A 13325-nucleotide genomic window follows, 5' to 3' on the forward strand; every position below is an offset into this window, starting at 1 on the left:
CACATCCACGAGCGTGGGGCCTGACGCGATGTCAGGGTCAAGCCCGGGTTTCCGCGACCGGCGGGCGAAGAACGGTGGCAGGCGGTACCGCTCTTCCTTACCCGCCGGTAACCTCGGTGCCATGAGCCGACCCGCGCCCCATGTGTACGACCGTCTCCGCGACCTCGTCGCGATCCCCGAATTCCGGGCCGATCCCTCGAGCCGCCCGTCGGCGATGATCACCGAGGTCTTCACCGGTGACCCGCTCGCGGAGATCCCCGCCGGCACCGCCGACGATGTCACCGCCGCCGTCGAGCGGGCCCGGGCCGCGCAGGTCGCGTGGGCCGAACGAGACGTCACCGACCGGGTCGCCGTCATCACCCGCTTCGCCAAGCAGGTCATGCGGAACCGCCGCGAACTCATGGACATCGTGCAGGCAGAGACCGGCAAGAGCCGCGCCTCCGCACAGGAGGAGGTGCTGGACTGCCTCATCACCGCGCGTCACTACGCCCGGACCGCGCCCGGGCTGCTCGCCCCCAAGCGCGTCCAGGGCATGCTGCCGGGACTGACCAAGGCCGTGGTGCGCCGCCAGCCCAAGGGCGTCGTGGGCGTGATCGCGCCGTGGAACTACCCGCTCAACCTCGCCGCCACCGACGCGCTCGCCGCCCTGCTCGCGGGCAACGCCGTGGTGATCAAGCCCGCCTCCATCACGCCGTTCTGTGCCCTCGCCGCCGCCGACATGCTCTACCGGGCGGGCCTGCCGCGCGACCTGTTCCAGGTGGTGCCCGGTTCGGGCGGGACCGTCGGCGGCGCGATCGTGGAGAACGTCGACTACCTCATGTTCACCGGCTCCACCGCGACCGGCCGCACGCTGGGCCGCCAGTGCGGCGAGCGCCTGATCGGCTTCTCGGCCGAACTCGGCGGGAAGAACGCCATGATCGTGACCGAGGGTGCCGACCTCGACGAGGTGGCCGAGGTCGCCACGCGCGCGTTCTTCTCCAACTCGGGTCAGCTGTGCATCTCGGTCGAGCGGGTCTACGTGGAGCGCTCGGTCGCGCCGCAGCTCATCGAGAAGCTCACCGCGCGTGTGCAGTCCATGAGCGTGGGGCCCGGCTACGACTTCGAGGCCGAGATGGGCAGCCTCATCTCCCGTGACCAGCTGGACACCGTCTCCGCACACGTCGACGACGCGGTGGCCAAGGGCGCGCGCGTCCTGGCCGGCGGACGCGCCCGGCCGGACCTGGGCCCGCTGTTCTACGAGCCGACCCTGCTCACCGACGTGCCCTCCAGCGCGACCTGTTACGGCGAGGAGACCTTCGGCCCGGTCGTCTCGATCTACCCGGTCGACTCGGTCGAGGAGGCGATCGCCGAGGCCAACGACACCGAGTACGGGCTCAACTCGTCGGTGTTCGCGGGGTCCGACTCCGAGGGCGAGCAGATCGCGGCGCGCCTGCGGACCGGCACCGTCAACGTCGGCGAGGGCTACGTCGCGGGCTGGGGCTCCGTCGCCGGCCCGATGGGCGGCATGGGCGCCTCCGGTGTGGGCCGACGCCACGGCGACGAGGGACTGCTCAAGTACACCGAGGCGCAGACGATCGCCACTCAGCGCGTCGTGCACATGGGCGGGCCGTCGTTCCTGCCCCGCACGCGGTGGCAGCAGTTGCTCGCGCCCGCCACCGACGCCATGCGCTTCCTGCCGGGACGGTAGGCGGGCGGCCGGCGCGGGCGGGTGGCCGGCGCGGGCGGTGTCCGGCCGCCCCGGCCCGCCTCGTGCTGCCGCCGCGGCCCGACTCGTGATACGGCCGCTCGATCTCGTGATACAGCCGCGTCCGGGCATGGCGTCTCGCGCGCCCCGAGGGGCAGGCCAGACGCCACGCGCGGACGCGGGTGTGGCTGACGTGTACAGGCGCGGGAGCGAGACGCCGGGCAGGGGAGCGGCTGCACCGCTCGCCGCTCGGCGTGCCCGCCCGTCAGTTACCGCGGCGCAGCAGCACGAACGCGCCACCGATGAGCAGGATCGCCAGTCCGCCGACGACCCAGATCGCGGGGCTGATGCCGGTGTCCTCGCCCGAGGTCTCATCGGCGACGCCCGCCTCGTCGCCGGCCCCGGTGTCGGACCCGCCCGCCGGGGAGGCGTCCCCGCCGGCCCCGCCCGCCACGGTGAAGACCGACGACCCGCTCACCACGTGACCGTCGGACGAGGTCACCCGGTATCCGACGGTGTAGGGGCCGGGCTCGAGTTCATCGACGTCGACAGTGACGGTCTCGCCCGCCACCGAGGGGTCGCCCACGACCCGGTCGGCCCGGTTCTCCCCGGCGGTCACGGCGACGGAGGCGAAGCTCTGGTTGATCTCCTCGTTGAAGGTCAACACGATCTCGTCGGGCGGGGTGTCCAGCTCGGACCCGTCCTCCGGATCGATGGAGACCAATACGGAGTGGGCGACGGCGACCGGGGCGAGCACCACCGCGGGCGCGGCCGCGCCGCTGACCAGGGCGGCAGCGACCGCCACGGACGCCACGCGCCCCCGCAGTGCCGTCACGCCTTGACGCCCAGGCGGGCGAAGATGTCCTTGTTGATGCGGTCGAGCTCGCCCGAGATCGACGAGTGGATCTCGCGCCGCTGCGCGGTGGGCGTGGTCTCGGCGGTCTCGACCGCGGTCCGCAGGTCGGTGAGCCGGGTCCGGGTGGAGGCGATGAAGTCCTTGACTTCCCGCTCGCTCCCGCGGCTCGTGTCGAGCTGGTCGAGGGTCTGCTCGAGGCGGACGATCCGCACGCCGAGGGCGGCGCCGGGACCGGTGGCGTTGATGCCGGCGGCCTCGAGGTCCACGCCTCCGGGGCCGGAGGGCTTGCCGGCCGATCCCTGCACGTTGGAGACGGCCTTGTAGACCATCGGCAGCAGCACCGGGGTGGCGACCTTGGCCATGCTCAGCCACCGCTGCAGGTCATCCTTGTTGAGCTTGGTGCCCTCGAGCTTCTTGAGTTCCATCTCGGCGAGCTGGTACTCGTGCTTGCGGCCGGCGGAGTCGATCTTCTCGGCGAGCTTGCGGTCCTTGGCCAGCAGCTTGGCCTCGCGCTTGATGGTGGCGCGCTCCTGCTTGGCGTGGACCTTCTCGTTCTTGCGGTTCCGCTTGGCGGATCTGCGGTCGAGCTTGTCACGCTTCTCGGCCCGCTTCTCGGCGCGTCGGGCCTTGCGGTCGGCGTTCTTGCGCTCGAGCTTGGCGCGTTCCTTGGCCTCGGCCAGTTCCACGCGGTGCGCCTCCTTGGCCTTCTTGCGTGTCTCCTTGGCCGCGAGCTTGGCTTCTTTCATGGCCGTGGACTTGAGCGCCGAAGCATGGGCGCGGAGTTCGGCACGCTTGTCGCGGTAGGTCGTCAGCTTGCCCATGGGCGTCGATCCTTCTCTCGTCGCGGACATCAGGTCTCCAGCCTAGGCGAATCGGCCCGCACTGAGGACCGGACCGTCGTGTGGGCCGCGGCTGGGCCATGATGGACGGCGATGGAGGACGCCGGGAGCACCACGTACCGCGCCCCCGATGCGGCGGTGGTGGGGCCGGCCTCGGGGGCCAGATGTCTGCACCGCGTGGCCCGGGAGCGTGATGCGCGACCGGGGTGGTGGCGGACGGCGCCGCTCGACGAGGGCGTGCGTCTGCGGGCGATGGCGGCGGCCGATCGACGCGCGGGCCTGCGGGAGCGCGCGTTGCGGGACGCGCGCCCCGACGCCGTGGTGGTGGACGTGGTGGGGGATCACTGGACCGATCTGCCGGGGGACGTACCGGGCGACGACGACGAGAGCGCGACACTCCGGGCCCTGGCCGACGGGGCGACGCTGGTGTGGGGCGCGGCTCTTCCCGCCGATCCGCACGAGGGCCGGGCGGGCCTCCGGTGCACCCTGGCGGCCGTGCCCGGCGGCGGGTACGCGCCGGTGCTGGTGGTCAATCACAAGGTGGTCGATCCGCGGCGGGGGAGGAGCGCGTCGACGGCGACAGTGACCCGCTTGCTCGACTGGTCCCCTGCGCCCGACCCCGCTCTCCGGGTGCGGCGTCACCCCGCGGATCTGGACCGGCTCGTCCACGCGTGGCGGCTGCTCGCCGCCGTGGGGCACGCGGCGGAGTCCCCGGTGGGCGCGGTGCTGGGGCTGGGGTCGGCGCGCGCGGTGGTGCACGACCTGGGGCCGGTGCTCGACTCGGCCGAGCGGACCCACGCCACGCGGTTGGCCGTGGTGCGCGGTGAGCTGGACACCGCGCCCAGCCGGATCGGCGAGTGCCGCACCTGCCCCTGGTGGGAGGGCTGGGACGACCGGGACGGGCCCGTCGAGGGCTGCCGCGACCGGCTCGTCGTGGCCGATGACGTCAGTCTCGTCGTCGGCGGCGGACAGGTCGGGTCGCTGAGGGCCCGGGGGATCCGGACGGTCGCGGAGTTGGCGGAGGCCGGACCGGACCGGCCCACGGACTGGAACGGCGAGCCGTTCTCGGACGCGGTCCTGCGGGCGAGGGCACACCGCGACGGTGAGGTGGTGGTTCCCAAGGTGGCGCGGCCGAGCATTCCGCGTGCGGATATCGAGGTGGACGTCGACCTGGAGAGTCACCTCGACGACGGCGCCTATCTGTGGGGGACACTGCTCACGCTGAGGGACGGGCGGCCCCTGGAGGCCGAGGGCTACAGGCCGTTCGCCACCTGGGCGCGGTTGCCGGATCCGGACGAGGGGCGTTCGTTCGCGGAGTTCTGGCGCTGGCTCACCGGCATCCGCGACCGGGCGGCCGGGCAGGGGCGGTCGTTCCGGGCCTACTGCTATTCACGGTCCGCGGAGAACGGGTGGCTGCTCTCGTCGGCCGGCAGGTTCGGTCCGGAGGGCACCGTCGCCGTCGTCAAGGGGGTCCCGTCCGTCGCCGAGGTCCGGCGCTTCATCTCCTCCCCGCTCTGGGTGGACGTCCACGAGGCAATCACCACCCAGTTCGTCTCCACCTCGGGCCTCGGGCTGAAGGTGGTCGCCCCGGCCGCGGGGTTCACGTGGCGGGATCCCGAGGCCGGCGGCGAGGCCTCGCTCGGCTGGTACCGCGACGCGCAGGCGGCGCGGGGCGTCGAGCGGGACACTGGCCGCGACCGCATCCTCGCCTACAACGAGGACGACGTCCGGGCCACTCGCGCTGTGCGGGAGTGGATCTCCCGCTCGAGCTGGGGCGGCCACCAGCTCTGAACGTATGTCTACTTCGGCGTTGGACCCCTCATGCGCGGGCATTTCGCGGTGGCCGCGCAGTGTGTTCTCGGCGGAATGATTAGAATTGTTAAATATCGCCGGAGTGCCGGCGCATCCCTCCCGAAAGGAACACTGACCCATGACGAGTCACATCCGCGCCGCTGCAGCCCTCGCCGTCTCTGCTCTCGCCCTGACCGGCGGAGTGGGTCTGGCACACGCTCAGTCCTCCGCCCTCGGCTCGGCCGAGGAGGGGACGGGGGAGGTCGGCCCCGGATCGATCGACACCTCGGGCTCCGCATTGCTCGGCGAGCCGACCTTCGGCAGCCTCGCCCCGGTCGTGTCGCAGGGCGTGGGCTCGGTCAACGCGGCAGCGGGTTCCGACGCCGTGAGTCCCGCGCCGGGTACCGGCTCCGTGGACACCACCGGTTCCCTCCTCGGCGAGCCCACCTCAGGCTCCCTGGTGCCGGCCGTGGCGTCGGTCGGTGACGCACTGGGCTCCGATGGGGGTCCGGCAATCGTCATCGGCTCCGATGGCGGTACGGATTCGCTTGGTGGATCCGGTTCGCTCGGGCCGGTGCTGCTGGTCGGCGGCTCCGCCGCTGTCATCGGGGCGGGAATCTACTTCGCGCCGCAGATCGAGCAGGCGCTGGCGGACGCCGGCATCGTCCTCCCGCCATTGCCGGTTATCTGATCGCAGTCGGCGAGGTCCAGCGGGGCCCGCTTCCCGTGCCACGAGGCCCGCACCCTGGATCGAAGGGGGCGGGCCTCGGGGCTCCCCGCGCGGGTGCCCCGGGGCGACGCTGGGGCATGGGTGGCCACACGGCAATGGGTCGAGCGCCTTTCAGAACCCCTTACTAACTAAGATTTAACTGAGTTCTCACCGTTCATCGCCTGAATTCGTGGCTAGGGTGGGGAACGGACGGATGAACCTCGGTCTCGTAACGCTGTTCTCACGTCTCACAGACCCCAACCCCGGCCTCTGCGCCTGGGAGCCCCTTTCCACACGAGGAGACGCAATGACGTTCACCACCCGCAAGGCCGCTGCGGTCGCGGCCGCCGCTGCCCTGGCCATCTCGGGCGCCACCGGCGTCGCCAACGCGCAGGACGAGTCCTCCGGCAGCATCGACCTCGGCAGCCTCGTCGGCGGCTCCACAGAGGGCAGCACCGAGTCGGCGGGCAGCGGTGAGTCCGCCGGGAACGGGTCGGTCCCCGAGGACCTGGGTTCCCTCATCCTGGACGGCAATGCGACCGGAAACGGCTCCCTCGATACCGAGGGTTCCCTGATCGGCGAGCCGACCACCGGCTCGCTCTCGGGCTCCTTGTCCGAGGCGATCGCCTCCTCCGGCGTCAACTCGCTCAGCCCGGCACCCGGCACGGGCTCCATCACCACCACTGATTCGCTTCTGGGGGAGCCCACCACCGGTTCGCTGGCCCCGATCTACGCTCCTATCGCGGGCTCGCTCGGCATCGGCGAGGGAGCCACCACCGTTCTCGGTTCGATGGAGGGATCCCTCGGTGCCGGCTCGCTCCCCGGCGGCACCGGCTCGCTCGTTCCCGCCACCCTGGGGCTGGGTTCCGTCGCCGCCATCGGTGCGGGCATCTACTTCGCGCCGGAGATCCACGCCGCGCTCACCGCCGCCGGCATCGCCCTCCCGCCGCTGCCGCCGCTGCCGTGGGCGCCGGCAGGTGCCGCTCCGGCCCCCGCGGCTCCGGCGCCCGCCCCCGCTCCGGCCCCCGGCCCCGCGATCGACAACGGTCGCGGCTGACCCTGTGCGCACCGCCTGACCCAGGCACAGCACTGAGGCCCGCCCCCTTCGCAGGGGCGGGCCTCAGTCGTCGTACCGGCGCACGGGGCCGGACGCTATGTCCGGTCCCGGGCGGACAGTTAGCGCGGCGCCATGCGCAGGGCGCCGTCCATGCGGAAGCTCTCGCCGTTGAGGTAGTCCTGCTCGACGATCGCGTTCGCCAGCTGCGCGTAGTCGGACGGCCGGCCGAGGCGCGACGGGAACGGGATCGCGGCCTCGAGAGACTTCTGGAACTCCTCGGTCAGACCCTTCAGCATCGGGGTCTCGATGGTGCCCGGGGCGATGGTGTTGACGCGGATACCGAACTGCGCGAGGTCGCGCGCGGCGCAGATGCCCATCGAGTACACGCCGCCCTTCGAGGCGGCGTAGGCGATCTGGCCGACCTGGCCCTCGTAGGCGGCGACGGAGGCGGTGTTGATGATGACGCCGCGCTGGCCGTCCTCGTCCACCGTGTCCTGGGTGGACATGGCCTCGGCGGCCAGGCGCAGCACGTTGAACGTGCCCACGAGGTTCACCGAGATGCAGGTCTGGAACAGGTCGAGCGCGTGCACGCCCTTCTTGGAGACGATGCGTGCGGCCGGGGCGATGCCGGCGCAGTTGACCACCACGCGCAGTGGCGCGGCCTCGGTGGCCTTGGCGATGGCGGCCTTGACGTCGTCCTCGCTGGTGACGTCGGCGGCGAGGAGGGTGATGCCCTCATCGATGCCCTGCTCGACGGCCTTGTCGATGGACTGCTGGAGGTCGAGGCCGAACACGACCGCGCCCTTCTCGGCGAACGAACGCGCGGTGGCGTTTCCCAGGCCGGAGGCGGCACCGGTGACGATGACGGAAGCACCCTTGATGTCCACGGGCGATGTCCTTTCTGTTGACGACGCAAGCACTAGGAAGCGCAAGCATTAACGCCTCCAGTGTCCCAGACCGGTCGTCAGCGCACGTCGAAGGCCGGGCTCTCCCCCCTAACGGGGAACAGACGCCCGTCGATCCCGCGGCCCGACGCCGTGTACACCACGCGGTAGGCGCCGGCCGGGGTGCCGGGCGGGATGTCCCAGGTGATGAGCGCGTTCGTCACGGTGAGCAGGCCCTCGAACACGATCATCGTGGACCAGTCGCCGTCGTCGTGGACCCGTACCCACCGGTCGCCCTCCCGGCGCTCGATAGCGAGGTAGGTGTCTCCCCGGCGCAGGTCGGAGTTGGGGTGGGTGCCACAGAACCGCACCACGACCCGCTGTCCGATGCGGTACTCCGTGAGCGGCGGGTCCAGGACGTCGCCGAAGTTCCGCAGCGGTGCCGGGGTGTCGACGAGCGGGTTGCCCAGCGGGGATACGGGGATCTGTCCGGTGAGGTCCCGTTCCGAGGTGCCCGGGTCGAGCGGGGTGCTCGCGCGCATCGAGCGGGCGAGCTCCGCGGCCGTCTGCTGGATCGCGGGGAGCGTCCACGGCCCGAAGATCGTCGCGCCGCCCTCGTAGTTCTGGGCCGAGTACTCCTCGGGCGTCGTCACGTAGTGCCCGTAGGCGTTTGAATACCCCTGGACGGTGACGTGGTCCTCGGCCACGCCGAGTTCGGCCGCGAGCGTGCGCCGCAGCCGTAGACCAGCCACCACGGTGGGTTCGAAGCCGAGGGTGAACAGATAGTGCCCGCCCAGGCGTACGAGGTGGAACGGGTGCACGCGCTGGACGGCCTGCGGTACGAGGCCCACCGGGAGCAGGACGTCCTTGGCGCCGTGCGCCTCGCGGAGCCAGGCGGGGATCACCACGTCGGTGATCGCGGCGACGAGGGGGTTGCCGCCGCGGTCGCCCTCGGCGAACGGCAGCTCGTCCCCGCCGCCGCCGTCCTCCTGGCTGCCCGACGCGAATGACGCGCCGAGGGCCGCCACCGTCGTCCGGTGGGGGCGCCCGTCGCCGGTGAACTCGGGCCGCACCTCGACGGCCGACATGTCCACCCAGCGGTGCCGGACGTCGATCCCGTTGCCGAGCGGCCGGACCCCCTTGTCCACCTGGTCGCGCGCGGCCGCGAACTGTCGCTCGCCGATGATCCGGGTGTTGAGCCACTCGTCGGGCGTCGGTCCCCGGCCGGGGGCCAGGTCGAGGTTGGGGCTCACGTCGCCCGGGTTGGTCTGCGCGAACGCGGTGACCAGCTCCGGCGTGCGGCCGTCGAGGTAGTCCTGCCCGGCCACCTCCCGCTCCCAGTGCCATGCGGCGAAGCCCTTGTTGTCGGAGGACGCGATCGTGTTGTGGGAGGTCATCGAGGTGGCGTGGACGCCGAACCAGTTGAGCACGCCCACGAGCCGGCCGTCGCGGGTGATCTGCAACGACTGCGACCGCGGGTCGATCCCCGCCGGGAACTGCGCCCGCTCCTCGGGGGTGTCGCGGTCGAACGACCCGCGGGAACGCTGGACGCCGGCGTCGTGCAGCGCGCCGGTGGTGACCCCGACGCTCGACGGCGCGAGGTCCTGGTGCGCCATCCGTGCGGCGTCGACGATCCCCGCCACGTTGGCCTCGAACGTCACCGGCCGGAAGCCCAGCATCGACAGGTCGACCATCGGATGGCCGGATGTCCCGCCGGGTGCCACGTGGGTGTGCGTGGCGGTGATGACCACGTTGCCCTCGTGGTAGGTGTCGCCGAACTCGGCGGCCAACCGGCGCAGCACCTCCTGCTGGATGGACTGGAAGATGAGCCCGATCTCCGCGGTGACGTGGAGGAACCGGGGTGACGACGGCGAGTCGGCAAAGACGAAGGCGCGGGCCCGCTGCCGCAGATGCAGCCCGACGGACTGCTGCTCGGTGTCCGCGTACCCGTTCATGCCCGCGCCCAGCGGCTCTCCGGTCATGTCCCCGATGCCCCGGCCGACGTACATGGCCGTGGACTGGCCCTGTGCCACGGCTGGCAGGAGCGACTGCAACGCGGCGACCCCGCCGAGTGCGGCGGCCCCGCCCAGGACGGTGCGGCGGCTGACGGTGGTCAGGTTGTCGTACATCGTCTCTCCCCGGGTGCGCGTACCGCGGTGATTCGCATCATTGCATCGCGGCTGACGCTACCCAAGTGGACGCTCGTCCGGGGTGTCCTCTGCGTGCCGGACGGACGAGCCGGGCGACAAACGAGCAGCGGCCCGGGCGGGGAGGTCCCCACCCGGGCCGCTGCGAGCTCTGCTGAGCCGTGAGGCGCTAGGCCGGTGTTCAGCCCTTGGCCTCGGCGTAGCGCTGGGCGACGTCCGCCCAGTTGATGACGTTCCACCAGGCCTTGACGTAGTCCGGCTTGACGTTCTTGTACTGCAGGTAGAAGGCGTGCTCCCACATGTCCAGCATGAGCAGCGGGGTGATGTTGATCGAGATGTTGCCCTGCTGGTCCGTGAGCTGCTGGATGATCAGGCGCTGCCCGATGTGGTCCCAGCCCAGGACGGCCCAGCCCGAACCCTGCAGGGTCGTGGCGGCGGCGTTGAAGTGGGCCTGGAACTTGTCGAACGACCCGAACTCGGCGTCGATCGCGGCGGCCAGCTCGCCCTCGGGCTTGTCGCCACCGTTCGGCGACATGTTCTTCCAGAACACGGAGTGGTTGGTGTGGCCACCGAGGTGGAAGGCCAGGTTCTTGCTCAGCAGCGGGGCCTTGGCGGCGATGCTGCCGTCCTCGCGGGCCTCGGCGAGCTGCTCGATGGCGTCGTTCGCGCCCTTGACGTAGGTCGCGTGGTGCTTGGAGTGGTGCAGCTCCATGATCTCGCCGGAGATGTGCGGCTCGAGAGCGCCGTAGTCGTAGTCGAGATCGGGAAGAACGTACTCGGCCATAGTGGAGTGTCCTTTCAGTTGGGTGGCGGGCTGCGCACGGGAGTCCCCGTGGCGCCCGTCACGACGTCCACCTCCACCATAGTGATCCGTCCACCGGTGCGTCGTCCTACGCGACCGCGGGCGGCCGGCGAAGCCGATGGCTTGCCATGATCGGGGTCGTGGATCACTCTGATATGGCCCCGGTCGGCGGCGTCATCTCCGTGTCGGCCGTCGTGCTCACCCGACCCGACGGCGCGGTGGCGACCGTCCGCAAGGCGGGCACCGACCGGTTCATGTTGCCCGGCGGCAAATGGGAGGCCGGGGAGTCGCCCAGGGAGTGCGCCGTACGGGAGATCGACGAGGAACTGGGGGTGGTCATCGCCCCCGATCGGCTCACCCTTCTGGGGCGATTCGACACCGCGACCGCCAACGAGCCCGGGTTCTCCCTGGTCTCCGAGGTCTTCGCCGCCGAGGTGGACGGCGCGCAGCGGCACCGGGCCGAGATCGCGGAACTCCGCTGGGTCGCGGTCGCGGAGATGGCCCACATCGCGACGCTGCCGGAGGACTCCTGCGCGCCGTGGGCCCCGCTGCTGGTGCGTGTCGCCCGCACCTGCCTGTCAGGATGAACGTGCCTGGTCAGATCACCAGGAGGACGACGAGCACGATCAGGAGCGCCAGGGCGACGGCGACACTCACGTGGAGGTTGCGGCGACGGACGTGGTCGCTGCAGCCGGACCCCTCGAAGGGCTGCGGCGGCTCGCCGTCGAGGATGGCGCGCAGGCGCTGCGCGGCGGGCTGTGTAGCGGTCACGTCGAACTCCCCCTCGGTCGAACTGGTCACCACCCTAGCGCCGACTATGGCATTGGTCACATCACGTCCGGATCACGAACGGGCCGGAGGGTTACCCTGGCGGCATGGGCTGGCTACAAGACGCGATCAGACACTCCGCCATGCGTACCGCGACCACGGTCGTCGACGCCGAGGCGGCGCTCCCGGGCCGCGCTGACCCGGTGCCGGTGGCGCCGGCGAACATCGTCACCGGAAACCCGATGGTCCCGCCGTTCCCGGAGGGCCACGAGACGATAGTGCTCGGCATGGGGTGTTTCTGGGGCGCGGAGAAGATCCTGTGGCAGCTCGACGGGGTCTGGACCACCGCCGCCGGGTATGCCGGCGGGTGGACGCCGAACCCCACCTACGAGGAGACCTGCACCGGGGCGAGCGGCCACACCGAGGCCGTGCTTGTGGTCTTCGATCCGCAGGTGCTGCCGGTGGAGAAGCTGCTGGCCACGTTCTTCGAGTGGCACGACCCCACGCAGGGGATGCGCCAGGGCAACGACATGGGCACGCAGTACCGCTCGGCCGTCTTCACCACCACGCCGGAGCAGCTGGAGGTGGCCCGTCGCATCGCCGAGGGGTACCAGAAGGAGCTCGACGCGGCCGGTTACGGCCCGCTGACCACCGAGATCGGCGAGCTGGGGGAGGTCCGGTCCGGCACTTTCTACTACGCCGAGGACTACCACCAGCAGTACCTGGTGAAGAACCCGGGCGGCTACGACTGCCACGTCCGCAGCGGCGTCGCCTGCCCCATCTGACCGGGGGCTCCCGCGTCTGGCCGGGCGCTCTCGCGTCTGGCCAGACGCGGGAGCGGATGATCGGACCGAGGGGCAGACGGAGCGGACATGCGAAAGGGCCCGGCAGGATCTCTCCTGCCGGGCCCTCTCGTGGAGTCTGAAGGACGTCAGATCACTCTGACGTCACAGATCACATCGGGGTGATGTTCTCCGCCTGCAGGCCCTTGGCGCCCTGCGCGACGTCGAAGGAGACCTGCTGGTTCTCCTCGAGCGAACGGTAGCCCGAGCCCTGGATGGCGGAGAAGTGGGCGAAGACGTCGGCCGAGCCGTCGTCGGGGGCGATGAAGCCGAAGCCCTTGTCAGCGTTGAACCACTTAACGGTGCCGGTAGCCATATTGGCGTCCTTTCGAGAGTCGGTACCCCGCTTGTCGGGGTCCCGGGTGCTGCAGCAGAGAGCGTGCTGTGTGTTTCCCTGCGGTGCCGCACTGCCCTCTCTCGAGGACGGTGGATCTACAGAAATACAACGAACGATTTCAACTACTGAGCAAGACCATACACACGCCCTTGCGATCCGTCACCCCTGATGTGACGACGGCTACATGTGCTGCCTGATCTCGTCCGCCAGGACGAGGGCGTGGTTGTGCTCGGTGTCCCTGGCCGCATAGGCCAGAACCAGGTCGCCGCGGGCCGCCAGCGTCGCCAGGCGGGCCACCTCCCCGGCGGCGGGCTCGCGTGACAACTCCTCCCGATACCTCTCCGCGAAGTGCTCGAAGTCCAGTTCACCGCGGTGGAACTCGCGGCGCAGGTCGGCGGACGGGGCCACGTCCCTGCACCAGTCGTCGTGATCGAGGGACTCCTTGCGTACGCCCCGCGGCCACAGCCGGTCCACGAGGACGACGTGGGCCCCCGCCGGGTCGGCCTCTCCCGAGACGAGGTCGTGGACGCGCACGCAGTAGACGGACATGGACCCAGGCTCCGGCACAGCGCCGTCCGACGCCACCCGGGCTGTGCCAGCATGGTCGCC

The 13325-nt window shown here is 71.0% G+C and carries 14 protein-coding genes; 6 read left to right on the plus strand and 8 right to left on the minus strand.

Features of this window, described 5'->3' with window-relative positions; genetic code table 11:
• Positions 1-121 precede the first annotated feature (121 nt).
• A complete protein-coding gene (locus VZF99_RS00910) occupies positions 122-1687 on the plus strand; it encodes a succinic semialdehyde dehydrogenase (RefSeq protein ID WP_407335462.1) in 1566 nt (521 codons plus the stop codon).
• 262 nt (positions 1688-1949) lie between these two features.
• Here VZF99_RS00910 and VZF99_RS00915 read toward each other — a convergent pair whose 3' ends face one another.
• Complete coding sequence (locus VZF99_RS00915; RefSeq protein ID WP_407335463.1) at positions 1950-2519, minus strand: copper resistance CopC family protein; 570 nt, start codon at positions 2517-2519, stop codon at positions 1950-1952.
• Positions 2516-3361, minus strand: coding sequence for a DUF6474 family protein (locus VZF99_RS00920; RefSeq protein WP_182659431.1), 846 nt, complete (start codon positions 3359-3361; stop codon positions 2516-2518). Before VZF99_RS00920 ends, VZF99_RS00915 begins: the two co-directional genes overlap by 4 nt.
• A 111-nt stretch (positions 3362-3472) precedes the next feature.
• Between VZF99_RS00920 and VZF99_RS00925 the strand changes: the two genes are divergently transcribed.
• From VZF99_RS00925 to VZF99_RS00935, 3 genes are all read left to right on the plus strand, one after another.
• A complete protein-coding gene (locus tag VZF99_RS00925; RefSeq protein ID WP_407335464.1) occupies positions 3473-5170 on the plus strand; it encodes a TM0106 family RecB-like putative nuclease in 1698 nt (565 codons plus the stop codon).
• 139 nt (positions 5171-5309) lie between these two features.
• On the plus strand, positions 5310-5861 hold the full coding sequence (locus VZF99_RS00930) for a hypothetical protein (RefSeq protein ID WP_120285033.1): 552 nt from the start codon (positions 5310-5312) through the stop codon (positions 5859-5861).
• Positions 5862-6186: 325 nt separating this feature from the next.
• A complete protein-coding gene (locus tag VZF99_RS00935) occupies positions 6187-6936 on the plus strand; it encodes a hypothetical protein (RefSeq protein ID WP_208636648.1) in 750 nt (249 codons plus the stop codon).
• Between the two features lie 119 nt (positions 6937-7055).
• On the opposite strand, the gene VZF99_RS00940 is transcribed toward VZF99_RS00935, so the two are convergent.
• The 3 genes from VZF99_RS00940 to VZF99_RS00950 all read right to left on the minus strand — a co-directional run bounded on the left by VZF99_RS00940 (position 7056) and on the right by VZF99_RS00950 (position 10751).
• Positions 7056-7823 carry an SDR family NAD(P)-dependent oxidoreductase gene (locus VZF99_RS00940; RefSeq protein WP_185952024.1) on the minus strand — a complete coding sequence of 256 codons (768 nt, stop codon included), beginning with the start codon at positions 7821-7823 and terminating at the stop codon, positions 7056-7058.
• A 77-nt stretch (positions 7824-7900) separates the two neighbouring features.
• A complete protein-coding gene (locus VZF99_RS00945; protein WP_407335465.1) occupies positions 7901-9949 on the minus strand; it encodes a neutral/alkaline non-lysosomal ceramidase N-terminal domain-containing protein in 2049 nt (682 codons plus the stop codon).
• 199 nt (positions 9950-10148) lie between these two features.
• Entirely contained in the window at positions 10149-10751 is a 603-nt protein-coding gene (locus VZF99_RS00950; RefSeq protein WP_119193492.1) for a superoxide dismutase, read from the minus strand.
• A 158-nt stretch (positions 10752-10909) separates the two neighbouring features.
• Here VZF99_RS00950 and VZF99_RS00955 point away from each other — a divergent pair, with 158 nt between their 5' ends.
• Positions 10910-11356, plus strand: a complete 447-nt coding sequence (locus VZF99_RS00955) for an NUDIX hydrolase (RefSeq protein WP_407335466.1) — start codon at positions 10910-10912, stop codon at positions 11354-11356.
• Between the two features lie 10 nt (positions 11357-11366).
• Here VZF99_RS00955 and VZF99_RS00960 read toward each other — a convergent pair whose 3' ends face one another.
• Positions 11367-11570 carry a hypothetical protein gene (locus VZF99_RS00960; protein WP_096906251.1) on the minus strand — a complete coding sequence of 68 codons (204 nt, stop codon included), beginning with the start codon at positions 11568-11570 and terminating at the stop codon, positions 11367-11369.
• A gap of 74 nt (positions 11571-11644) precedes the next feature.
• Here VZF99_RS00960 and msrA point away from each other — a divergent pair, with 74 nt between their 5' ends.
• Positions 11645-12322 (plus strand): peptide-methionine (S)-S-oxide reductase MsrA, encoded by a 678-nt coding sequence (msrA, locus tag VZF99_RS00965; protein ID WP_374220855.1) that lies wholly within the window; start codon positions 11645-11647, stop codon positions 12320-12322.
• A 169-nt stretch (positions 12323-12491) separates the two neighbouring features.
• On the opposite strand, the gene VZF99_RS00970 is transcribed toward msrA, so the two are convergent.
• The gene (locus tag VZF99_RS00970) at positions 12492-12695 is read right to left on the minus strand and encodes a cold-shock protein (RefSeq protein ID WP_007629661.1); all 204 of its coding nucleotides are present in this window, start codon (positions 12693-12695) and stop codon (positions 12492-12494) included.
• A 201-nt stretch (positions 12696-12896) separates the two neighbouring features.
• Positions 12897-13265 carry a DUF488 domain-containing protein gene (locus VZF99_RS00975; RefSeq protein ID WP_154829425.1) on the minus strand — a complete coding sequence of 123 codons (369 nt, stop codon included), beginning with the start codon at positions 13263-13265 and terminating at the stop codon, positions 12897-12899.
• Positions 13266-13325: the final 60 nt, after the last annotated feature.

This window comes from Dietzia kunjamensis, from assembly GCF_045689975.1.
GTDB classification, from domain to species: Bacteria; Actinomycetota; Actinomycetes; order Mycobacteriales; family Mycobacteriaceae; genus Dietzia; species Dietzia kunjamensis.

What these genes read in the sequence shown, in the direction of transcription:
- VZF99_RS00910 (WP_407335462.1), top strand. Translation starts at nt 122, where the DNA reads ATGAGCCGACCCGCGCCCCATGTGTACGACCGTCTCCGCGACCTCGTC.
- VZF99_RS00920 (WP_182659431.1), bottom strand. Translation starts at nt 3,361, where the DNA reads ATGGGCAAGCTGACGACCTACCGCGACAAGCGTGCCGAACTCCGCGCC.
- VZF99_RS00925 (WP_407335464.1), top strand. Translation starts at nt 3,473, where the DNA reads ATGGAGGACGCCGGGAGCACCACGTACCGCGCCCCCGATGCGGCGGTG.
- VZF99_RS00930 (WP_120285033.1), top strand. Translation starts at nt 5,310, where the DNA reads ATGACGAGTCACATCCGCGCCGCTGCAGCCCTCGCCGTCTCTGCTCTC.
- VZF99_RS00935 (WP_208636648.1), top strand. Translation starts at nt 6,187, where the DNA reads ATGACGTTCACCACCCGCAAGGCCGCTGCGGTCGCGGCCGCCGCTGCC.
- VZF99_RS00945 (WP_407335465.1), bottom strand. Translation starts at nt 9,949, where the DNA reads ATGTACGACAACCTGACCACCGTCAGCCGCCGCACCGTCCTGGGCGGG.
- VZF99_RS00950 (WP_119193492.1), bottom strand. Translation starts at nt 10,751, where the DNA reads ATGGCCGAGTACGTTCTTCCCGATCTCGACTACGACTACGGCGCTCTC.
- msrA (WP_374220855.1), top strand. Translation starts at nt 11,645, where the DNA reads ATGGGCTGGCTACAAGACGCGATCAGACACTCCGCCATGCGTACCGCG.
- VZF99_RS00970 (WP_007629661.1), bottom strand. Translation starts at nt 12,695, where the DNA reads ATGGCTACCGGCACCGTTAAGTGGTTCAACGCTGACAAGGGCTTCGGC.
- VZF99_RS00975 (WP_154829425.1), bottom strand. Translation starts at nt 13,265, where the DNA reads ATGTCCGTCTACTGCGTGCGCGTCCACGACCTCGTCTCGGGAGAGGCC.